General features: G+C 65.4%; 18 protein-coding genes. 10 read left to right on the plus strand and 8 right to left on the minus strand.

Features of this window, described 5'->3' with window-relative positions; genetic code table 11:
* Nucleotides 1–3 precede the first annotated feature (3 nt).
* A complete protein-coding gene (gene tkt / locus N2K98_RS08980) occupies nucleotides 4–2193 on the minus strand; it encodes a transketolase (RefSeq protein WP_255797731.1) in 2190 nt (729 codons plus the stop codon).
* Between the two features lie 436 nt (nucleotides 2194–2629).
* Here tkt and N2K98_RS08985 point away from each other — a divergent pair, with 436 nt between their 5' ends.
* Nucleotides 2630–3568 carry a heme o synthase gene (locus N2K98_RS08985; protein WP_255865582.1) on the plus strand — a complete coding sequence of 313 codons (939 nt, stop codon included), beginning with the start codon at nucleotides 2630–2632 and terminating at the stop codon, nucleotides 3566–3568.
* A gap of 807 nt (nucleotides 3569–4375) precedes the next feature.
* Here the strand turns inward: N2K98_RS08985 and N2K98_RS08990 are convergent.
* The 3 genes from N2K98_RS08990 to N2K98_RS09000 are packed head-to-tail and all read right to left on the minus strand — an operon-like array spanning nucleotide 4376 to nucleotide 7100.
* A complete protein-coding gene (locus N2K98_RS08990) occupies nucleotides 4376–5401 on the minus strand; it encodes a COX15/CtaA family protein (RefSeq protein ID WP_407079981.1) in 1026 nt (341 codons plus the stop codon).
* Nucleotides 5392–6102 (minus strand): ABC transporter permease, encoded by a 711-nt coding sequence (locus N2K98_RS08995; RefSeq protein WP_255865635.1) that lies wholly within the window; start codon nucleotides 6100–6102, stop codon nucleotides 5392–5394. The genes N2K98_RS08990 and N2K98_RS08995 overlap by 10 nt, the downstream gene beginning before the upstream one ends.
* Before the next feature lie 29 nt (nucleotides 6103–6131).
* Nucleotides 6132–7100: an ABC transporter ATP-binding protein gene (locus tag N2K98_RS09000; protein ID WP_255797728.1), complete on the minus strand. Its 969-nt coding sequence runs from the start codon at nucleotides 7098–7100 to the stop codon at nucleotides 6132–6134.
* Nucleotides 7101–7252: 152 nt separating this feature from the next.
* Here N2K98_RS09000 and N2K98_RS09005 point away from each other — a divergent pair, with 152 nt between their 5' ends.
* The 8 genes from N2K98_RS09005 (at nucleotide 7253) to N2K98_RS09040 (ending at nucleotide 15158) form a co-directional block, all read left to right on the plus strand.
* Nucleotides 7253–8005, plus strand: a complete 753-nt coding sequence (locus tag N2K98_RS09005; protein WP_255869319.1) for a helix-turn-helix transcriptional regulator — start codon at nucleotides 7253–7255, stop codon at nucleotides 8003–8005.
* Nucleotides 8005–9480 (plus strand): Fe-S cluster assembly protein SufB, encoded by a 1476-nt coding sequence (gene sufB, locus N2K98_RS09010; protein ID WP_304660392.1) that lies wholly within the window; start codon nucleotides 8005–8007, stop codon nucleotides 9478–9480. The genes N2K98_RS09005 and sufB overlap by 1 nt, the downstream gene beginning before the upstream one ends.
* Entirely contained in the window at nucleotides 9480–10814 is a 1335-nt protein-coding gene (sufD, locus tag N2K98_RS09015) for a Fe-S cluster assembly protein SufD (protein WP_229951941.1), read from the plus strand. The genes sufB and sufD overlap by 1 nt, the downstream gene beginning before the upstream one ends.
* A 104-nt stretch (nucleotides 10815–10918) precedes the next feature.
* Nucleotides 10919–11689 (plus strand): Fe-S cluster assembly ATPase SufC, encoded by a 771-nt coding sequence (sufC, locus tag N2K98_RS09020; protein WP_229951940.1) that lies wholly within the window; start codon nucleotides 10919–10921, stop codon nucleotides 11687–11689.
* Between the two features lie 23 nt (nucleotides 11690–11712).
* The gene (locus tag N2K98_RS09025; protein WP_227921694.1) at nucleotides 11713–12042 is read left to right on the plus strand and encodes a metal-sulfur cluster assembly factor; all 330 of its coding nucleotides are present in this window, start codon (nucleotides 11713–11715) and stop codon (nucleotides 12040–12042) included.
* Between the two features lie 92 nt (nucleotides 12043–12134).
* Nucleotides 12135–12533: a nuclear transport factor 2 family protein gene (locus N2K98_RS09030; RefSeq protein ID WP_255797726.1), complete on the plus strand. Its 399-nt coding sequence runs from the start codon at nucleotides 12135–12137 to the stop codon at nucleotides 12531–12533.
* 123 nt (nucleotides 12534–12656) lie between these two features.
* Entirely contained in the window at nucleotides 12657–13223 is a 567-nt protein-coding gene (locus N2K98_RS09035; protein ID WP_255865585.1) for an RNA 2'-phosphotransferase, read from the plus strand.
* A gap of 192 nt (nucleotides 13224–13415) precedes the next feature.
* Nucleotides 13416–15158 (plus strand): HNH endonuclease, encoded by a 1743-nt coding sequence (locus tag N2K98_RS09040; RefSeq protein ID WP_255865586.1) that lies wholly within the window; start codon nucleotides 13416–13418, stop codon nucleotides 15156–15158.
* Nucleotides 15159–15260: 102 nt separating this feature from the next.
* On the opposite strand, the gene ypfJ is transcribed toward N2K98_RS09040, so the two are convergent.
* Genes ypfJ through N2K98_RS09060 form a run of 4 tightly spaced genes read right to left on the minus strand, consistent with a single transcriptional unit; the run spans nucleotide 15261 to nucleotide 18226 of the window.
* On the minus strand, nucleotides 15261–16163 hold the full coding sequence (gene ypfJ, locus N2K98_RS09045) for a KPN_02809 family neutral zinc metallopeptidase (RefSeq protein ID WP_255865587.1): 903 nt from the start codon (nucleotides 16161–16163) through the stop codon (nucleotides 15261–15263).
* Between the two features lie 10 nt (nucleotides 16164–16173).
* Nucleotides 16174–16830 (minus strand): energy-coupling factor transporter transmembrane component T, encoded by a 657-nt coding sequence (locus tag N2K98_RS09050; protein WP_255865588.1) that lies wholly within the window; start codon nucleotides 16828–16830, stop codon nucleotides 16174–16176.
* A complete protein-coding gene (locus N2K98_RS09055) occupies nucleotides 16827–17534 on the minus strand; it encodes an energy-coupling factor ABC transporter ATP-binding protein (protein WP_255865589.1) in 708 nt (235 codons plus the stop codon). Before N2K98_RS09055 ends, N2K98_RS09050 begins: the two co-directional genes overlap by 4 nt.
* Nucleotides 17534–18226, minus strand: coding sequence for a biotin transporter BioY (locus tag N2K98_RS09060; RefSeq protein WP_255865590.1), 693 nt, complete (start codon nucleotides 18224–18226; stop codon nucleotides 17534–17536). The genes N2K98_RS09055 and N2K98_RS09060 overlap by 1 nt, the downstream gene beginning before the upstream one ends.
* A 253-nt stretch (nucleotides 18227–18479) precedes the next feature.
* On the opposite strand from N2K98_RS09060, the gene N2K98_RS09065 reads away from it, so the two are divergent.
* Nucleotides 18480–20078: an ABC-F family ATP-binding cassette domain-containing protein gene (locus N2K98_RS09065; RefSeq protein ID WP_255865591.1), complete on the plus strand. Its 1599-nt coding sequence runs from the start codon at nucleotides 18480–18482 to the stop codon at nucleotides 20076–20078.
* Nucleotides 20079–20150 lie beyond the last annotated feature (72 nt).

Here is a 20150-nt window from a genome sequence, read left to right on the forward strand (position 1 = left end):
GGATTACTGCTGGTCGCCGGTCTCGGTGGACTGTGCTCCGGAAGCGGCGCCGGTGGTGCCGTCGGGGGCGGATCCGTTGCCGCCGGCAGCGGCGAGGGAGTCGCGCGCAGCCTGCGCCACGGCGTCGGCGGTGATGCCGAATTCGCGGAACAGCGTCTTGTAGTCGGCGGAAGCGCCGAAGTGCTCCAGGGAGACGCTGCGGCCGGCGTCGCCGACGATTTCGCGCCAGCCGAGGGCAATTCCAGCTTCGACGGAAACCCGGGCGCGGATGTCCTTGGGCAGTACCGACTCGCGGTATTCCTTGTCCTGCTTGTTGAACCACTCGATGCTCGGCATGGACACCACGCGGGCGGCTACGCCTTCGGCGGCGAGTGCTTCGCGGGCCTCAACAGCCAGCTGGACCTCGGAACCGGTACCCACCAGGATGACGTCCGGCGTCACGACGCTGCCGTCGCGGACGGCTTCGGCAAGGACGTACCCGCCGCGGGCGGCACCTTCGGCGGAGCCGAACTCGGTGGCGGTGGCTGCGCCTTCCCCTCGGGCGTAGGTGGGGATGTTCTGGCGGGTCAGCACAATGCCGGCCGGGTTCTCGGTGTTCTCAAGAATGGTCCGCCAGGCGACGGCCACCTCGTTCGCGTCGCCCGGGCGGACGACGTCGAGCCCCGGGATTGCGCGCAGCGAAGCGAGCTGCTCCACGGGCTGGTGGGTGGGACCGTCTTCGCCCAGGCCGATGGAGTCGTGGGTCCAGACATAGATGGCAGGCACGCCCATCAGTGCCCCGAGACGGATGGCCGGACGCTGGTAGTCGCTGAAGATCAGGAACGTACCGGAGAAGGCGCGCGTGTTGCTGTGCATCGTGATGCCGTTGACGATCGATGCCGCGGCGTGTTCGCGGATGCCGAAGTGGAGCACCCGGCCGTACGGGTTGCCGGACCAGGCGTTGGTCTGCTTCCCGGCGGGGATGAAGGAGGGGGAGCCTTCAATGGTGGTGTTGTTGGATTCGGCGAGGTCGGCGGAGCCGCCCCACAGTTCCGGCAGTGCCGGGCCGATGGCGGACAGGACCTTGCCGGAAGCCGCGCGGGTGGACATGTCCTTGCCGGCTTCGAAGACGGGCAGCGATGCTTCCCAGCCCTCCGGCAGCTCGCCCTTTTCCAGGCGGGCCAGCAGAGCGGAGCCTTCGGCGTTGGCTTCTTCCCAGGCCTTGAAACCTTCATTCCACTTCTCGTGGGCCTCGGCGCCGCGGGCCACTGCCTGGCGGGCGTGCTCGAGGACCTCGGGGTCGACGTCGAAGTTCTTCGCCGGGTCAAAGCCCAGGGTTTCCTTCAGTGCGGCCACTTCGTCGGTGCCGAGGGCGGAACCGTGGATCTTGCCGGTGTTCTGCTTGTTCGGTGCAGGCCAGCCGATGATGGTGCGCAGGGAAATGATGGAAGGCCGGTTTGTTTCGGCCTTGGCTGCCATCAGGGCGTTGTAGAGCTCGTGAACGTCCTCGACGTATTCGCCGGTCTTGGTCCAGTCCACCCGCTGGGTGTGCCAGCCGTAGGCTTCGTAGCGCTTGAGCACGTCTTCGGTGAAGGCAATGTCGGTGTCGTCTTCGATCGAGATGTGGTTCTCGTCGTAGATCACCACGAGGTTGCCGAGTTCCTGGTGTCCGGCGAGCGAGGAGGCCTCGGCCGTGACGCCTTCCTGCAGGTCGCCGTCGGACGCGATGACCCAGATGGTGTGGTCGAACGGGCTGGTGCCTTCGGCAGCATCGGCGTCGAGCAGGCCGCGCAGGCGGCGCTGGGCGAACGCGAAGCCAACGGAGGACGCAAGGCCCTGGCCCAGCGGGCCGGTGGTGATTTCCACGCCGTCGGTGTGCCGGTATTCGGGGTGGCCGGGGGTCTTGGAACCCCAGGTGCGCAGGGACTGCAGGTCCTCGAGTTCCAGGCCGTAGCCGGAAAGGAAGAGCTCGATGTAGAGCGTCAGCGAGGTGTGACCGGGGGAGAGGACGAAGCGGTCGCGGCCAATCCACTGCGGATCGGACGGGTCGTGGCGCATGACCTTCTGGAACAGAAGGTAGGCGGCCGGAGCCAGGCTCATGGCGGTGCCGGGGTGGCCGTTGCCGACCTTCTCCACGGCGTCGGCAGCGAGGACGCGGACAGTGTCCACTGCCTTGCGGTCTGTCTCGGTCCAGATCAGTTCTTGCTCTTCCATATGTGGCACGTTTACCGGGCCCCTCTCTCTACAGACAACCGGCGCCGTACAGCGCCGGACATGCCCGGAAGCCCCCGTGAACGGAGTGCGTCCGGTTCCTTTACCACTACAACCAACCGCAGACGCAAATCCATACCGCGTTTACGGCATAACTTGTTCCGCGTTCCGCAGCGAACGCCGCAGATACTGCTTAATACTGTTTGCTGCTTTTCCCGTGCCGCAGCCTAATTAGCCGCGGGAAAGGTCCGTTCCAACCTTATCCTCTAAGGCTGCGTCCTGCCCGCCTCTGTCACATGATCCCGGCCTTCGGCCCTGAGCTGTTCCGGTTCCTGCAGGTGTGCGGGCGCATGCGTATTCCATGCTTCGATTTCTACAGCCGATAGAGGTTATGATTAGGACGGATTTTTCGTTCCAGATTGGATAAAGTGATCGCTTCGTGACTACCCAGCATGCCGAGTCTCCGGTCCACACGGGGAAGATGACGGCGGGCCGCAAGGTCCGGGCTTACGTGGCGCTCACCAAACCGCGCGTCATCGAACTCCTGCTCGTGACTACCCTTCCCACCATGATCTTCGCCGAGCAGGGACTTCCTTCCCTGGGCCTGATCCTGGTCACCATGATCGGCGGCGCACTGGCAGCAGGCAGTGCCGGTGCCTTCAACTGCTATATCGACCGCGACATGGACAAGCTGATGAAGCGGACAAAGAACCGTCCGCTGGTCACCGGCGAGGTGTCTCCGCGGGAAGCCATGGTCTTTGCGTGGGTGCTGGGCGTTGTCGCCATTGCCCTGCTCTGGTTCGGGGCCAACCCGCTGACCGGCCTCCTGGGCCTCGGCGCGATCCTCCTGTACGTGGTCTTCTACACCCTGATCCTCAAGCGCCGCACCACCCAGAACATTGTCTGGGGCGGCGCCGCCGGCTGCATGCCGGTACTCATCGCGTGGGCTGCCGTCACCGACAAGGTGGAATGGCCGGCCATCATCCTGTTCATGATCATCTTCCTGTGGACACCGCCGCACTACTGGCCGCTGTCCATGAAGTACGGCGAGGACTACCGCAACGCCAGCGTGCCGATGCTCGGTGCGGTGGCCGGCGCCAAGCTCGTCTCCGTCCAGGTGGTGCTGTACGCCTACGCTACCGTGGCCTGCTCGCTGCTGCTGGTTCCCGTGGGCGGTGCCGGCTGGGTCTACACCATCGCCGCACTGCTCTCCGGCGGCTGGTTCGTGGCCGAGGCCCACAAGCTGCACTCCAAGGCGCAGCGCGAAGACCTCAATGACAAGTCCGCCATGAAGGTCTTCCACCTGTCCATCAGCTACCTCACGATCCTCTTCCTGGCCCTGGCCGTGGATCCGTTCGTGGGCGGCGCGCTGCTCTAGCCTTTCCGCTTTACGGTGGCCGGATCCCTTCGGGGTCCGGCCATTGCTGTGTGCGGGACTTCTTGGTTGCGGGCTTCTTGGTTGCCACGCGCGCTCCGGGCGTTCCGGAACGGCGGCAACGAAGCTCCCGGCTCGCAGAGTTCGCAGGGAGTATTAAAGCCGCCTAACCCGGAACGTCCTACGCGCCTGTTACAGAGCCACGTGCCTCATCGGGCAGAACCCCCGCCCGTTGGGTTTCCCTTGTCGCCGGTTGTACAGATAACGGGGCCAAGAAGGTCGCATAACCCCGTTATCTGCACAACCAACACCCCGGGCCCACGCATAACCCCGTTATCTGTACAACCAGCACGCCCGGCCCGCGCATAACCCCGTTATCTGTACAACCAGCACGCCGGGCCCGCACATAGCCCCGTTATCTGTACAACCAGCACCCCGGGCCCGCACATAACCCCGTTATCTGTACAACCAGCACGCCCGACACAGGTTTCCCTGGCAGTGGGACACAGCCCTGGCGACAGCCCCTTCGCGTGCACAGGATCCCAGGCAATGGGACTCCTGTTGCTGCTGGGGTCACACCCGCAACAGCAACACCGAGACGTGGGACACCGTGCGGGCGAGACAGCCCCCTGCGTGCACAGCATCCCAGGCTTTGGGACTCCTGTTGCTGCCGGGGTCGCACCCGCATCATCAGCACCAGGGCGTGGGACACCGTGCGGGAGACAACCCTCCCGCACGCAGCACCCCGGACACGAAAGAAGGGCCGGACCCCGCGGGGAGTCCGGCCCTTCAATCGGGAACCGAGACGCGTTACTTCCGGGCGGTGCGGACCTTCCGGCCAGGTCCTGCCCGCCGTGCCTGCCGCACTGCGATGGCAGCCCCGCCGGGAACCTGCTTGTTGAAGCCGATGTAGACGGCCTGGGCCGCAGCCGCCGTCAGCAGGCAGGCACCGAGCATGTGCAGGGCCACCAACGCAATGGGCAGGTGCAGGAAGTGCTGCACGTAGCCGATGGCTGCCTGTGCCAGTACGACGACGGCCAGCACCATCACGGCCCGGCGCACCCGGGCATCGGTCGCCCGGCGGAACACCAGGTACAGGGCCACGGCCAGCGCAAAGACCAGCAGGTAAACGGGGACCACGTGGATGCGGGTAATCAGATCCGGATTCAAGCCGTTGCGGGCAGCTCCGTGGTCGCCGGCGTGCGGTCCGGATCCGGTGACCACAACGCCCAGCACCACGGTCAGGGCGGAGAGGACGCCGATGGCACCCAGGACAGGTCGGAGGCTCTTGTCTGCCAGCGGAGCATGGCGTGCCTGAAGATCCATCGCGGAAAGCCTTGAGCGGTTCACCATGACCACGGCCACGGTGATCATGACGGTGGAGGCAAGGAAGTGCAGGCCCACAACCCACGGGTTGAGGTCGGTCAGGACGGTGATCCCGCCGATGACGGCCTGGGCCGGGACGCCGGCCAGCAGGGCAACGGAAAGCCACCAGAGATCGCGGCGTTCGGACCGCAGGCGCCACACGGAGAAGACCATCGCGAAGGCAATGGCCGTCAGCACGAAAGTGAGCAGCCGGTTGCCGAACTCGATGACGCCGTGCAGTCCCATCTCCGGGGTCGTGACCAGGGAATCAGCCGTGCACAGCGGCCATTCGGGACAACCCAGTCCGGACGCAGTCAGGCGTACGGCACCACCGGTCACCACGATTACTATGTTGGCCACCAGTGAGGCAACGGCAAGGTTGCGGATGAGGCGTCCGGCCACCGGCAGCGGGCTGTTCGATTGCCGGGCGGGGACACCGGCCGAGGTCTGTGACACGGTTTCTAACTCCATTTGAACCAGCGGACAGCACCCAGGCCGCCCAGTATTGTCCACGCCAGAAGGATCAGCGTGGCGGAAATGTTGAACTGCGAGTCGATCAGGGCCGAGCGCAGTGCGTCACCAAGGGCCGCAGAGGGGAGGACCTCGATAAACGGCTGCAGTACATGGGGCAGGTTGCCTACCGGGATGATGATACCGCCGGCGGCAGCCAGGAGGATCCACAGCAGATTGGTAATGGCCAAGGTGGCCTCGGGTCGTACGGTCCCGGCGACCAGGAGGCCCAGGGCAGTGAACGCCACCGCGCCCAGCACCAGTTGCACGGCGGCGGGCAGCAACCCGCTCAGCTCCGGCTGCCAGCCGAACAGCAGCGCCGCAGCCGAGACCAGCACCACTTGGATGACCAGGACGGCCAGGACCGCAATGACCTTCCCGGCAATCAGGCCGGTGCGGCCCAGGGGAGTGGTGGACAGGTAGCGGAGCACCCCGTACCGGCGGTCAAAGCCGGTGGCGATGCCCTGCCCGGTAAAAGCAGTGGACATTGCGCAGAGGGCGAAGATGCCGGGGGCAGCCATGTTGATCCGGCTAGTTCCGTAGCCGTCCAGCAGGGGGGTGACCACCAGGGCCACCATGGCCAGCAGCGGCAGGACCACGGCGAGGATCAGCTGTTCACCGTTGCGCAGCATCGTCAGGGCCTCATAGCGGCCCTGGTTCATGATGCGCGCGGGCAGCGATGCGGGAGCACTCAACGGATGGTCCTTCCGGACAGGTCGAGGAAAACGTCCTCGAGGGTACGCGAAGCCATGTGCACTGAAGAAGGAAGGATGTTCCGTTCTGCCCACCACGCGGCCAGTGCGGCCAGGTCGTGGGGAGTCAGGGCACCGCGGACGCCGTAGTGCCCGGGCGCAGCTTCCTCCACCTCCAAATGGTGCAGCGGCCCCGAGGCGAGGGCGACGACGTCGAGGCCGGGTTCGGCGTCGAACGTCAGCAACCGCTGCTCGGCCGTGGAGCCGGTGGAGGAAATGAGTTCGGCCACGGTACCCGAGGCGACGGTCTTGCCGGCGTCGATGATGTAGACATAGTCGGCCAGCTTCTGCGCGTCGTCCATCAGGTGCGTGGTGAGGATGATGCCGAGCCCTTCGTCCCGCAGCTCGGAGATCAGCTCGAACACGATCTGGCGTGACTGGGGATCCAGGCCGGCGCTGGGTTCGTCCAGGAAAAGGACCTCCGGGCGGCCGATCAGGGCCGCGGCCATGGCCAGTCGCTGCTTCTGCCCGCCGGAGAGGCGCCGGATGCCAGTGTCGGCGAAGCTGCGGATGCCCAGGCGGTCCACAAGCTCGGCGACCGGCCGGGGCGCCTCATACATCCGGGCCACATGCTCAAGCAGGGCTACGGGACGGGCCGACGGCGGGAGTCCGCCTTCCTGCAGCATCACGCCTACGCGGCTGCGGAGGTGGGCATCGGCACGGTAAGGGTCCTGTCCGAGCAGGCGGATTTCCCCGCCGTCAATGGACTGCAGGCCCTGGGCGCATTCAAGCGTGGTGGTCTTGCCTGCTCCGTTGGCACCGAGGAGGGCAGTGACGGATCCGCGGCGGGCGGTGAAGTCGACGCCGGCCAGCACACGGATCATTTTGCCGTCGAGACCAGCAACCGGGCCGCAGTCCTTGATTAGACCTTTAATGGTCAGGCAGGGTTCATCGATAGGCACCTGCATATTCTACGTTAGGTAGTACAGGGCCCCGCACGGGCGGACGCGCGGGATGGAGCATGGCGATGGCAAGCCTTGCCTTAGTGGAATCGGGGAACAGATTAGGTCATGCTTGTGTTGTGTATTCTGTGAAAAACTCTGAGACTAAGGCGGCGGCCGTGCCGAGCGCTGCCCGCGAAGCGGAGGAGCGTACCCGGGACAAGGTTCTGGGTGCGGTTCTGGAGCACGGTCCGGTCAGTGCCGCGGAGCTGGGGGAACGGTTGGGCTTCACGCCCGCCGCCGTGCGCCGGCACCTTGACGCCCTCTCGGGGAAGGGCCTGATCCAGATCAAGCTCGTCCGCAATTCCTCTTCCGGTGCAGGAAGGCCCGCCCGGCGGTACGTATTGAGCCCGCAGGGACAGGCCCATCTGGGTAACGACTACCTCGACATCGCCACCGAGGCGCTGCGCCAGCTCGGTGCAGCCCTTGGACCTCAGGCGATCGAGGCGTTTGCCGCGGAGCGGTTCGGCCGGATGGAGGAACGTTACCGGCCCGTCGTCGACGCCGCCGGTCCCGAACTCGCCGACCGCGCCGAAGCGCTGGCTGCCGAACTGACGAAGGACGGTTTCGTCGCGTCGACCACCATGATCGGCGCCACCGCGAAAAAGAGCACGCTGCTGAGCATTCAGCTGTGCCAGGCGCACTGCCCCATCCAGGGACTCGCCACGGCCTACCCCGTCTTCTGTGACAAGGAGACCGAAGTTTTTGCCCGCCTGCTGGAGGTGGACGTCCGCCGACTGTCCACGCTCTCCCGCGGCGGCCACGTTTGTACGACCCACATCCCCGTGGGTCGGACCCGATCCGCGCCGCAGGTTCCACTGCACGCCGAGACCAACCAGTCCACATCCATTCATCAGCAAGAAAGGCCGTGATGACGGATCAAGTAACCCAGAAGCCAACGGCACCTTCCATGGTGCCGGAGTCTGTGATTTCAGACATCCTGGAGAAGAACCCCGAACTCGAGGGCATCGGTACATACGAGTACGGATGGGCAGACTCGGACATCGCCGGTGCTACGGCCCGCCGCGGCCTGAGTGAAGAAGTCGTCCGCGACATTTCGGCTAAGAAGAACGAGCCGCAGTGGATGCTGGACCTTCGCCTGAAGGGCCTGAAGTACTTTGAGCGCAAGCCGATGCCGACCTGGGGCGCAGACCTCTCCGGCATCGACTTCGACAACATCAAGTACTTTGTCCGTTCCACGGAGAAGCAGGCCAACACCTGGGAAGACCTCCCCGAGGACATCCGCAACACGTACGAGAAGCTCGGTATCCCCGAAGCTGAGCGCGGCCGCCTGGTTTCCGGCGTCGCAGCGCAGTACGAGTCCGAGGTTGTCTACCACCAGCTCCGCGAGGACCTGGAACGCCAGGGCGTCATCTTCCTGGACACCGACACCGCGCTGAAGGAACACCCGGAAATGTTCCAGGAGTACTTCGGCACCGTCATCCCCGTCGGTGACAACAAGTTCGGCTCGCTGAACACTGCCGTGTGGTCCGGCGGTTCCTTCGTGTACGTCCCCAAGGGCGTCCACGTGGAGATCCCGCTGCAGGCCTACTTCCGTATCAACACGGAGAACATGGGTCAGTTCGAGCGCACCCTGATCATTGCGGACGAGGATTCCTACGTCCACTACATCGAGGGCTGCACCGCGCCGATCTACACGTCGGATTCGCTGCACTCCGCCGTCGTCGAAATTATCGTGAAGAAGGGCGCCCGCGTCCGCTACACGACCATCCAGAACTGGTCCAACAACGTGTACAACCTGGTGACCAAGCGCGCCATTGCACACGAGGGCGCCACCATGGAATGGATCGACGGCAACATCGGCTCCAAGGTCACCATGAAGTACCCGGCTGTCTACCTGGTCGGCGAGCACGCCAAGGGTGAGACCCTGTCCATCGCCTTTGCCGGCGAGGGCCAGCACCAGGACACCGGATCCAAGATGGTCCACATTGCCCCGAACACCAAGAGCTCCATCATTTCCAAGTCCGTGGCCCGCGGCGGCGGCCGTGCCGCTTACCGCGGCCTGGTCCAGGTCCGCGAAGGCGCCACGCACTCGGCCAACACCGTGCGCTGTGACGCCCTGCTGGTGGACACCATCTCGCGCTCGGACACGTACCCGTACGTGGACATCCGCGAAGATGACGTCACCATGGGCCACGAAGCCACTGTCTCCCGCGTAAGCGAGGAGCAGCTGTTCTACCTCATGTCCCGCGGCCTTCCCGAGGACGAGGCAATGGCAATGATCGTGCGCGGCTTCATCGAGCCGATCGCACGTGAACTGCCGATGGAATACGCCCTTGAACTCAACCGCCTCATCGAACTCCAGATGGAAGGAGCCGTCGGTTAATGTCGAAGCTTAACGACGTCGTCGAAACCGTGACCGAAAAGGTCAGCAATGTAGTGGAGGAGGTCAAGGCGAAGGTAGGTTCCCCCAAGGAAACCAACCGTGTGCGCATTGACGGCTTCACCGAGGAGGGCGAAAACCTCTCCCCGCTGAACGAGGACTCCTCACCGCTGGGCGGCGACAGCAGCAAGTCCCACAGCCATGGTGGCGGAGAGGGCATCCCGGACAGCTCACGCGCCGGCCGCACCACCTCCTTCCACCGGGCTGACTTCGGCAGAATGACCGGCCGCGAAGAAGACTGGCGGTTCACCCCGCTCAAGCGCCTGCGCGGTCTGCACACCGCGGACCTCGACGGAACGGCTCCCGAGCTGGCCGTCGTCGCCCCCGACGGCGTGCGGGTCGAAAGCATTGCCCGCACCGACGCCCGTATCGGTTCGGCCGGCATCCCTGAAGACCGGGTTGCCGCAGCCGCGTGGGAAGACTTCCGCGAGGCCACTGCCGTGACCATTCCCGCAGAGACCGTAGTTGACGGCAGCGTCACGCTGACCATCAACGGTGTCAGCAAGGATCCGGCCGCGCAGCACATCGTGATCACCGCGGAGAAGTTCTCCAAGGGTGTTGTGGTCCTGGACCACAAGGGTTCCGCGGTGCTGTCCCAGAACGTGGAAATCGTCGTCGGCGACGGTGCTGAACTGACCGTGGTGTCCGTTCAGGACTGGGACGACGACGCCGTGCACGCCTCCGCGCAGTACGCCAAGATCGGCCGCGACGCGAAGTTCAAGCACGTCGTCGTGAGCCTCGGCGGCGATCTGGTGCGCGTCACCCCGTCCTCCAAGTTCACGGCCACCGGCGGCGACGTGCAGATGTTCGGCCTGTACTACGCCGACGCCGGCCAGCACCTGGAACAGCGCCTGTTCGTGGACCACGCGGTGGCGAACTGCAAGTCCCGCGTGATGTACAAGGGAGCCCTGCAGGGCCGCGACGCGCACACCGTCTGGGTTGGCGACGTCCTGATCCGCAAGGAAGCAGAAGGCACCGACACGTACGAAGTCAACCGCAACCTGCTGCTGACCGACGGCGGCCGCGCCGACTCCGTACCGAACCTGGAGATCGAAACCGGACTGATCGAAGGTGCCGGCCACGCCAGCGCCACCGGCCGGTTCGACGACGAGCACCTGTTCTACCTGATGGCACGCGGTATCCCCGAGGACACCGCCCGCCGCCTGGTGGTCCGGGGCTTCCTCACCGAGATCATCCAGCAGATCAAGGTACCTGCCCTGGAAGAGCGTCTCACCGACGCCGTCGAGCGCGAGCTCGAAGCCTCCGGAGCCTACTGAGACCGAGTCCGGGTGCCGGAGTAATCCGGCACCCGGACCCTCTCGCCTTCCATCCCCAAAGCTTAGTAACGCACCCGCGGGTGCAAAGGAGAAAGCCAACTCGCATGTCTACTCTTGAGATCAAGGATCTTCACGTCAGCATTGAGACCGAACAGGGCCGCAAGCCGATCCTGAAGGGTGTCAGCCTGACCATCAACACCGGTGAGACGCACGCCATCATGGGCCCCAACGGGTCCGGCAAGTCCACCCTGGCCTCCACCATTGCCGGCCACCCGCGGTACAGCGTGGACAGCGGCTCCATCACGCTGGACGGCGAAGACGTTCTGGCCATGAGCGTGGACGAGCGTGCCCGCGCCGGTCTCTTCCTGGCCATGCAGTACCCGGTCGAGGTTCCCGGCGTCACCATGACCAACTTCCTGCGCACCGCCAAGACCGCGCTCGACGGCGAAGCCCCCTCGCTGCGCCACTGGACCAAGGACGTCAAGGCGGCCATGGCCGACCTTCGCATCGATGCCGACTTTGCCCAGCGCAACGTCAACGAGGGCTTCTCCGGCGGCGAGAAGAAGCGCGTGGAGATCCTGCAGATGGAACTCTTCCACCCGAAGATCGCCATCCTCGACGAGACCGACTCCGGCCTCGACGTCGACGCCCTGAAGATCGTTTCCGAAGGCGTTAACCGCGAGCACTCCAAGGGCGGCATGGGCACGCTGCTCATCACGCACTACACGCGTATCCTTCGTTACATCAAGCCCGACTTTGTTCACGTCTTCGTTGACGGCCACATTGCCGAGCAGGGCGGCCCCGAACTTGCCGACCGCCTCGAAGAAGAAGGCTACGACCGCTTCACCGGCGCCAACGCCGCAGCCGGCGCGTAGTAAAGACAGCTGAAGGAGCAAATATGAGCGACTCCGATCTGGCCTCAACGTCCCTCGAGGACGTCGAAGAGGCTCTCAAGGACGTCATTGACCCCGAGCTTGGGGTGAATGTCGTTGACCTTGGCCTGCTCTACGGCCTGAAGTACGCCGAGGACGGCGCACTGCTGATCGACATGACGCTGACGACGGCGGCCTGCCCGTTGACCGATGTGCTTGAAGAGCAGACCGCCCAGGCACTGGACGGCGTCGTTGATGAGTGGCGCCTGAACTGGGTATGGATGCCGCCGTGGGGACCTGACAAGATCACCGACGACGGCCGCGACCAGATGCGCGCCCTCGGCTTCAACATCTAAAGGGTTCTGCACCTAGTAGCTGAACCGGCAACAGGCAGGGCCGTTTCCCCAATGCGGGGAAGCGGCCCTGTCTGCGTGCTAGCGTGTGCGCCATGGGGAACAGCATCCATTTTCATGACCAGTATCTGGCGGCGTGGAACGAGGCCATGGCTTCGGGGGACAGCGCTCCCATCGAAACCTTCCTGTCACCGGATTACCACGGCTGGCTGGGGTCCGAAGCAGCCATCACTGAGCCGTTTGATGCAGCGACGGCCCGCGAAGGTTTTGGCGGCACCGTGTCCGCCCTGCGGGGGAGCACCGTGCATGCGGACTTCCGGACCGTCACGCCCCGCGGCCGGGACGAAGCAGTGGTGTTCTACGAAATGACGTACCGTTCGGACGGCGACGTGACCGGGCGGGCACTGCTGCTGGAATCCTGGCGGCTCCAGGACGGCCGGTGGCTGCTTTGCCGCGATTTCACCGAAGTTAACGTCGGGCAGCCGGCTGCCTAGGATGCCGGAGCAGTCCCTGCCGCCGCTTTACACCCGGATGATCGAATGCGGCGTGGTCGATTTGGATCCGTGGCACCTGCTGCGCGGGGAAGGTCAGTTGTCACGTTGAGGAAAGTGGGACCGATGGCTAAGGCACCGAGCCGGACAGAGATCAGCCGGGTGTTGTCCCATGCGCTGCGTCATGCTCCGGGCGAGTATGCGCTGGAGCTGGATCCGGAGGGTTGGGCGCCTGTTAGTGAGGTGCTCAGCGCCCTGCACCGGCTGGGCCCGGAGTGGGAGCCCGTTGACGAGGCGGTGCTTCATGAGGTGCTTAAAGCAGCGGAGAAGAAACGGCACCAGATAAGGGACGGTCGAATTCGTGCCGTCCACGGCCACTCCGTGCCGGTGGAGCCGGCAGGGGAGCCCGGTTCACCGCCCGCGGTGCTGTTCCATGGGACCTCACCTGCTGCTGTACCGCAGATTTGCGCAGACGGAATTCTGCCCATGCGGCGGCAATACGTCCATCTGTCGGACTCCGTGGAGCAGGCTCGTCAGGTGGGACAGCGCAAGGACGCCGATCCCGTGATCCTTACGGTGGATACCCGGGTGGCCGTGGCCCAAGGGGTATCTTTCTACCAATCGGATTCGGGAGTCTGGCTGGCCGCATCTATTCCTGCGACTGCTGTGGGGACGGGGACGCCGGGAGCCTAAGTTGAGGGGCTGGGTGTAGGCCGTGTCTACCGCCCCGATGCCCGAGTCGATGGTCCGTGAACAGGCCAACGCAACTGGCGCGTCCGGGGTAGGTAGTTGCGTTCAAAAGACGGGTATTTCCGGTTTTCGGATCAGGCCCGTTTGGGCCTGTTTTTGGTCCGGAAATGTCAGTGCGGGATGAAATCCTGAGGTATGGATCAGCTCGGGAACACCGAATGGACAACCGAAGAACCAGGCAGTGAAGACCAGCAGCCGGTTGGCGCCGCTGGTGAAAAGGATGACCCCTGTTCGGCCTGCACCCTGTCGGTGTACCGGGCTGAACTGAAGGCCGAGCCTTCCGTGGCCGCCGAGGCCAAGCCTGGCACCGAGCCAGTTGACCATGCCGTCCCTGACGAGGGTCCCGTCCCTGCCGGGCCCGCCGAGGTCGGCCGTCCCGCAGCTTCCACCTCCGCCGCTCCCGATCCTGACGCCGGCGACGCCGATGCCGGTGTCTCCGAAGCCGGGAGTCCTGCCAGTGAGTATCCGGACGGCTTTACCGGGACTCTGGCCCTGCAGAACCTTGAGTCGTTCGATGCCCAAATGGTGGGCGATGCCTTGGTCCGGATGGAGCATTTGATTTCCTGGGGGCAGGCGCAGCGGGCTCACCTATTGAACCAGATGGAGCAAATCTTCCGGCACAACTTCTTCGACCCGTCGGAGCGGGATAAACCCGGGATCGCTTTCAGCCTCGCAGCGGCCGAATGCGCTGCCATCCTGAATCTCCCGCAGGTCACGGCCCAGCGCATGATGTGCGAAGCGGGCGAACTGTGCAGCACCCATACCGCCACCCTGATCGCCTTGGAAGAAGGAAAGCTTAGTTACCAGCACGCGCAGGTGGTGCTGGACCAGTGCCAAAACGTTCCCGCCGCGGCACTCCCTGAATTCGAGGCGGACCTGCTGAAGGCGGCGGAGGGCCAGACCCGGTCCCAGTTCTCCTGCAAGGCCCGCCGGCTGCGGGAGCGGAAGTTTCCGGAGAGCATCAGTAAACGGCATCTGACCGCGTTCGAGCAGCGCAAGGTCACCCTGGACCGGGAGGAGGACGGCATGTCCTGCCTCTCCGCCTATCTTCGGGCCGCGGAAGCCCAGCATATCTATACCGCCCTCAGTACCGCAGCACGGGGCGAACAGGCGGCCGGTGATTCCCGGACCACGGATCAACTGCGTGCGGATATTCTGGCTCAGTTGCTGATGGGTGGCCTCGGCTCAACCCGTGCCACGGATACCGGCGGGACCGGCCGTCGCGGCGGGACAGACCATACGGGTGACGGTGCAGGCGGGACTGGCCGGAGTGGGGGTGCTCCCAGCGGTGCTCACGGAACCGGGGGAGGCGGGGCAGGACCGGACGAGGGAACCGTCCCTCGGACGGAAATCATGGTCCTGATCAGCGCCGAAACCCTCTTCGGAGCCGACGACCAGCCAGCGGAACTGCACGGTTACGGGCCCATCAGTGCCGAAGCTGCCCGCAGGCTGGCCCGCAACGCCGTCGGCTGGACGGGCCTGGCCCAGGACCCGCAGACCGGTGAGATCCTTGGGGTAGGGAGGCGACGGAAAGTCCCGGCCGGGCTCCGCCGGTGGCTACGCGCAAGGGATGGAACCTGTCGGTTCCCCGGCTGCCGGGTCAGCACCGCAAATGCGGACATCGACCACACGGTCGATTGGGCCCGCGGCGGCCCAACGGACCACGGGAACCTGGAACACCTCTGCCGTCGGCACCACCGCTTCAAGACCCTGGGTTACTGGAAAGCCTTCCAGCCCGAGCCGGGAGTCATTCAATGGACTTCGCCGACCGGAAGGGTTTACCGGACCGAGCCGTTCCTGGAACTCGGACCGCTGCACCCGGCACCGCCGCCGGACCCGCACCCGGACGATGAGCCCGAGGCAGTAGCGCCATTCTGACCTGCACTGCCTTAGTCGAACGCCTCGTTCGAACGCACCCCTTGGGGCCCGGCAATGGGTCGGCCCCAAGTGCGAGACGGACGTTGGGCGTAGGGTCACCCCTTAGGGGCGGGACAGATCCGCAGCACTGAAGGTATCGCACGTTTCCAGGCTGCCGCCGTCGTTATAGCCGGAAAGGAACCATGCCTGACGCTGGGCGCTGGAACCGTGGGTCCAGCTCTCCGGGTTGACCTGCCCGGTAGCCGAAGCCTGGATCCGGTCATCGCCGATGGCGGACGCTGCAGAGAGGGCGTCACTAATGTCGGCTTCCGTGAAAGGCGCTAGGAAAGGCACGTCCGAGCCCGGAGCCGGCTGGTCCGCCGCATGCCGTGCCCAGAGGCCGGCATAACAGTCGGCCTGCAGCTCTGTGCGTACGGAGGCAGAGTCCGCACCCTGAGGATCGGCGTTCCGGCCCGCACTGGAGCCGGTGATCTGCTGGATGTGGTGGCCGAACTCGTGCGCCACCACGTATTCCTGCGCCAACGGACCGCCGGAGGAACCGTAGTTGGTGACGAGGTCGGAGAAGAAGGCGGTGTCGTAATAGGTCTGCTCGTCCGCCGGGCAGTAGAACGGCCCGACAGCGCTGGTCGCCGTGCCGCAGCCGGAAGTGGTCCGGTCGGTAAAGAGCACCACGCCGGGCTCCGTGTAGGTCAGGCCGTATCCGTCCAGATACGGTTCCCAGAAGCTGTCCAGGCTTTCGGCAGTGCCCAGAATGCGGCAGTCCAGCCGTTCATTGGCGTCTTGGCCGTTCAAGCAGGTGTCGATGCTCTCCGACTGCGCCTCGCCGGCAGCTACGCCGGAGCCGTCGCTCAGCCCGAGCCCGTCAATGACGTCCGATCCGAAGAACAGGGACAGGATCAGCAGCAGCCCGCCGCCCAGTCCGCCGCCGACTGCAATGCCCTTACCCTTGCCGCGCCGATCACTGACCCGGGAGGAATCCAGACGCGCGTTGTTATTGAAACTCATGCCCCTCAGGTTATCGGTTGCCTTTGGCAACCTTCGCGTCGGAGGAGTCTTCGCCGATGCCCCGTGCAGCCAGCGCATCACCCGTTTGCCGGGCATAGGCAACCGCACGGATCACCACCGGAACGGTCAGCGCACGGGGATTGCGCTCCAGTCCGCGGGCCATGGCAGATTCGCGCACGTCGCGGGCGGACCCGAGCAGGAACGGAATGCTGCGCAGCATCAGAGCAAGGGTCAGCCCGAAACGTTCCGGATCCGCACCGAACGGTCGGAGCGGACGGGCCAGTGACACGAGCCCGTCCAGGAGCACCTGAGGGGCGGTGGTCAGCGTGAGCAGCCGGGCCGCCACTACGCAGACCGCAATGCTGCCGGTCACCAGCAGCGCCGCCAACACGCCGGACGCCCACCACTGGAAAAGCCCCAGCAGCACCAGGACCGGCCACATTAGCTTCAACGGCACCCAGACCTCCCGCAACAGCCGGGCACCGGCATAGGCGGCCAGCACCAGGACCGCGGCAACCGCCAACACCACAGGGGAGCGCAGCACCAGCACAGCCACGGACAGCACAACCAGGACGCCGGCCTTCACTCCCAGCGGTGCCGCATGCACCTCAGAGGTGCCCGGGCGGTAGGCGCCCAGCAGGTCATTTGAGCCAGTGGAACGCTTCATCCGACCCCCAGCGCCAGCGCCCGGTACGCGGCGATACCTTCGCGCGGTCCGCCGTCGAACACCACCCGCCCGCTGTCCATCACCAGCACCCGGTCCGCGTCGGCAGCGAAATCCAGGTCATGGGTGGTGTAGACAACCTGCTGCGGCAGGGAGGCAAAGACTTCCCGCAGCCGGGCAGTGTTCCTCAGGTCCAGCAGCGTGCTGGGCTCATCTGCCACCAGCACAGCGGGCTCAACCGCCAGCACCGATGCCAGAGCCATCAACTGGCGTTCACCGCCGGAAAGGTCATAGATGCTTCGGTCCGCCAGTTCCAGCAGCCCCAGCGCCTCCAGCCGAGCTTCGGCCGCTGCGCGCCGCTGGGACCTGTTCCGGATCGAGGCACGCAGGGACAGTTCGACGTCGTCCCGCCCCGTGGGCATCACGAGCTGCGAGAGGGGATCGGTGAAAACAAACCCGACCCGCCGCCGCACATCCGCTCCGTGCCGCGCCGTGTCCAGGCCGTCCACGCTGACCGTGCCGGTGTCCGGCAGCACCAGCCCGTTCAGCAGCTTCAGCAGGGTGGACTTGCCCGAGCCGTTGGCGCCGACGACGGCGGTGCGGGGCGTGTCCAGCTTCAGCGACAGCGGGTGCAGGATCGGTTCCGCAGACTCCCCGGGCACCTTGGGAGGAACCACGGAAACGTCCTGCAGCAGGATGCAGGACATCAGCGGGCACCGCGGTCCCGAACAGCCATGCGCGGGAAGGCTTTGAAGACACTGACGGCCACCGCGGCGGCAAGCAGGTTCTTGAGCACGTCACCGGGCCAGAACGCCATGTCCGCTGCCAGCGCCGCGGGGAAGGACAGGTGCCCGTTCAGCATCAGCCCCGCGATGCCGGCCGGATGCACCACGGCGAAGCTCGTGGCCAGTCCCGCGGCAAACAGGAGGACAGTCCGCCCCCGCCGGGCGCGGCGCAGCACCAGTCCGGACAGCAGGCCGACGACGGCAGCCGCCACCGGGAAGGACAGCAGATACCCTGCCGACGGCCCGGCCAGGACACCCAGGCCGCCGCGGAAACCGCTGAAGACCGGCAGGCCGGCCAGGCCCGCTGCCAGGAAGAGGCCCACAGCCGCGGCTCCGCGCCCGGGGCCAAGCAGCATCCCGGTAAGCATTACCGCCAGAGTCTGCAGGGTGATCGGCACACCGGCCCCCAGCGGCACGCCGGGAAGGATGGAGAACACGGCGGTAAGGGCGGCGAAGACGGCAATCAGGGACAGGTCCGCGGAGGTCCACCGGGAGCGCGACGGCGTGCCCAGTGAACCGGGGGACCCATGGGAGCCGGGGGACCGATGGGAACCGTGGGGACCGGAGCCGGTGCCGGAGAGAGGGCGCGGCGCGTCGGCCGATGTGTTGTTCATCGCTGCACTTTTCCTTGTAGGGGAAGAAAAACGGTCCGGATTGCGTTTCGAACATTAGCTGCGCCGGAGCGGGATTCCATTGGAGGTTTTCTACAAATGGGCATGGGCGGCTAGACTGGAAAGGCTGTTACGGCCAACCAGGCCCCCATGACCGGTCAATGTGACCCTTCCAGCCTCGGTGGAATCCCACCGTTCAAGGCCCGCGCACCGCGCAGCGTATCTGCAATACAAAAACCTTCGAAAGGTCCACTGAGTGATTTCCGTATCTGGTCTCGAGCTGCGTGCAGGCGCACGGCTGCTCATGGAAGCGGTTTCATTCCGTGTTGACAAGGGAGACAAAATCGGGCTGGTCGGCCGCAACGGCGCCGGCAAGACCACCCTCACCAAGGTTCTCGCCGGCGAAGCCCTCCCGGCCGCCGGCACCGTCAAGCGCGTAGGCGACATCGGCTACCTGCCCCAGGACCCGCGCACCCCGGACATGGACCAGCTGGGCCGGGACCGGATCCTCTCCGCCCGCGGTCTGGACAAGGTTTCCGCGCAGCTGAAAAAGTGCCAGGACGAGATGGCCAGCGATGATCCGAAGATCTCACAGAAGGCCATGAACCGCTATGACCGGTTGGAGTCCGAGTTCCTCTCCGCCGGCGGGTACGCGGCGGAATCCGAAGCGGCCACCATCTGCTCCAACCTGGCCCTGCCGGACCGGTTGCTGAACCAGCCCCTGAAGACCCTCTCCGGCGGCCAGCGCCGCCGCGTGGAACTGGCCCGCATCCTGTATTCCGACGCCGAGACGATGCTCCTCGATGAGCCCACCAACCACCTCGACGCCGACTCCATCGCCTGGCTGCGCGAGTTCCTGAAGAACCACACCGGCGGCCTGATCGTGATCAGCCACGATACCGAGCTGCTCGAAGCGACCGTCAACAAGGTCTTCAGCCTGGACGCCAACCGCGCCACCATCGACATCTACAACATGGACTGGAAGCGCTACAAGGTCCAGCGTGAGACCGACGAGCGCGCCCGCAAGCGCGAACGTGCCAACACCGAAAAGAAGGCCGGCATCCTGCTGGCCCAGGCCAACAAGATGAAGGCCCGCGCCTCCGGTGCCTCCGCGGCCCAGAGCATGCTCAAGCGCGTGGACCGCCTGATGGGCGGCCTGGACGCCGTCCGCGCCAATGACCGCGTGGCAGCCCTCCGCTTCCCGGATCCGGCCCCGTGCGGCAAGACCCCCATGACCGCCGAGGGCCTCAGTAAGAGCTACGGGTCCCTGGAGATCTTCACCGACGTGGACCTGGCCATTGACCGCGGTTCAAAGGTAGTCATCCTGGGCCTCAACGGCGCCGGCAAGACCACCCTGCTGCGGATGCTGGCCGGCGTCGACAAGCCGGACACCGGCAAGGTCATTGCCGGACACGGACTCAAGGTGGGCTACTACGCCCAGGAGCACGAGACCCTCGATACAGACCGGACCGTCCTGGAGAACATGCGTTCTTCCGCGCCGGACATGGACGACGCCGAGGTCCGCAGCGTGCTGGGTTCCTTCATGTTCAGCGGCGACGACGTCGAGAAGAAGGCCGGAGTCCTTTCCGGCGGCGAGAAAACGCGCCTGGCGCTGGCCACCATCGTGGCTTCTTCCGCCAACGTCCTGCTGCTGGACGAACCTACCAACAACCTTGATCCTGCGTCGCGTGCCGAGATCCTGGGCGCCCTGAGCAACTACACCGGTGCCGTGGTGATGGTCAGCCACGATGAGGGCGCCGTTGCGGCCTTGAACCCGGAACGCGTAGTACTCCTGCCGGACGGCGACGAGGACCACTGGAACGAGAACTACCTTGACCTGGTGACCCTGGCCTAACAGCCCACCCATCCCCGTACAAAAAGGCGGCCCTGCTCCGATTGGAGCAGGGCCGCCTTTTTGTCAGTGGGA

Origin of the sequence: Arthrobacter jinronghuae, assembly GCF_025244825.1 — a bacterium.
Classification (GTDB): domain Bacteria; phylum Actinomycetota; class Actinomycetes; order Actinomycetales; family Micrococcaceae; genus Arthrobacter_B; species Arthrobacter_B jinronghuae.

Bases quoted from the DNA above. Each gene is read 5' to 3' on its own strand.
- N2K98_RS09060 (WP_255865590.1), bottom strand. From the start codon at position 18,226: ATGAACAACACATCGGCCGACGCGCCGCGCCCTCTCTCCGGCACCGGC.
- N2K98_RS09025 (WP_227921694.1), top strand. From the start codon at position 11,713: ATGAGCGACTCCGATCTGGCCTCAACGTCCCTCGAGGACGTCGAAGAG.
- sufB (WP_304660392.1), top strand. From the start codon at position 8,005: ATGACGGATCAAGTAACCCAGAAGCCAACGGCACCTTCCATGGTGCCG.
- N2K98_RS09035 (WP_255865585.1), top strand. From the start codon at position 12,657: ATGGCTAAGGCACCGAGCCGGACAGAGATCAGCCGGGTGTTGTCCCAT.
- sufD (WP_229951941.1), top strand. From the start codon at position 9,480: ATGTCGAAGCTTAACGACGTCGTCGAAACCGTGACCGAAAAGGTCAGC.
- N2K98_RS09050 (WP_255865588.1), bottom strand. From the start codon at position 16,830: ATGAAGCGTTCCACTGGCTCAAATGACCTGCTGGGCGCCTACCGCCCG.
- ypfJ (WP_255865587.1), bottom strand. From the start codon at position 16,163: ATGAGTTTCAATAACAACGCGCGTCTGGATTCCTCCCGGGTCAGTGAT.
- N2K98_RS08990 (WP_407079981.1), bottom strand. From the start codon at position 5,401: ATGGAGTTAGAAACCGTGTCACAGACCTCGGCCGGTGTCCCCGCCCGG.
- N2K98_RS09040 (WP_255865586.1), top strand. From the start codon at position 13,416: ATGGATCAGCTCGGGAACACCGAATGGACAACCGAAGAACCAGGCAGT.
- sufC (WP_229951940.1), top strand. From the start codon at position 10,919: ATGTCTACTCTTGAGATCAAGGATCTTCACGTCAGCATTGAGACCGAA.
- N2K98_RS09000 (WP_255797728.1), bottom strand. From the start codon at position 7,100: ATGCAGGTGCCTATCGATGAACCCTGCCTGACCATTAAAGGTCTAATC.
- tkt (WP_255797731.1), bottom strand. From the start codon at position 2,193: ATGGAAGAGCAAGAACTGATCTGGACCGAGACAGACCGCAAGGCAGTG.
- N2K98_RS08995 (WP_255865635.1), bottom strand. From the start codon at position 6,102: ATGAACCAGGGCCGCTATGAGGCCCTGACGATGCTGCGCAACGGTGAA.
- N2K98_RS09030 (WP_255797726.1), top strand. From the start codon at position 12,135: ATGGGGAACAGCATCCATTTTCATGACCAGTATCTGGCGGCGTGGAAC.
- N2K98_RS09055 (WP_255865589.1), bottom strand. From the start codon at position 17,534: ATGTCCTGCATCCTGCTGCAGGACGTTTCCGTGGTTCCTCCCAAGGTG.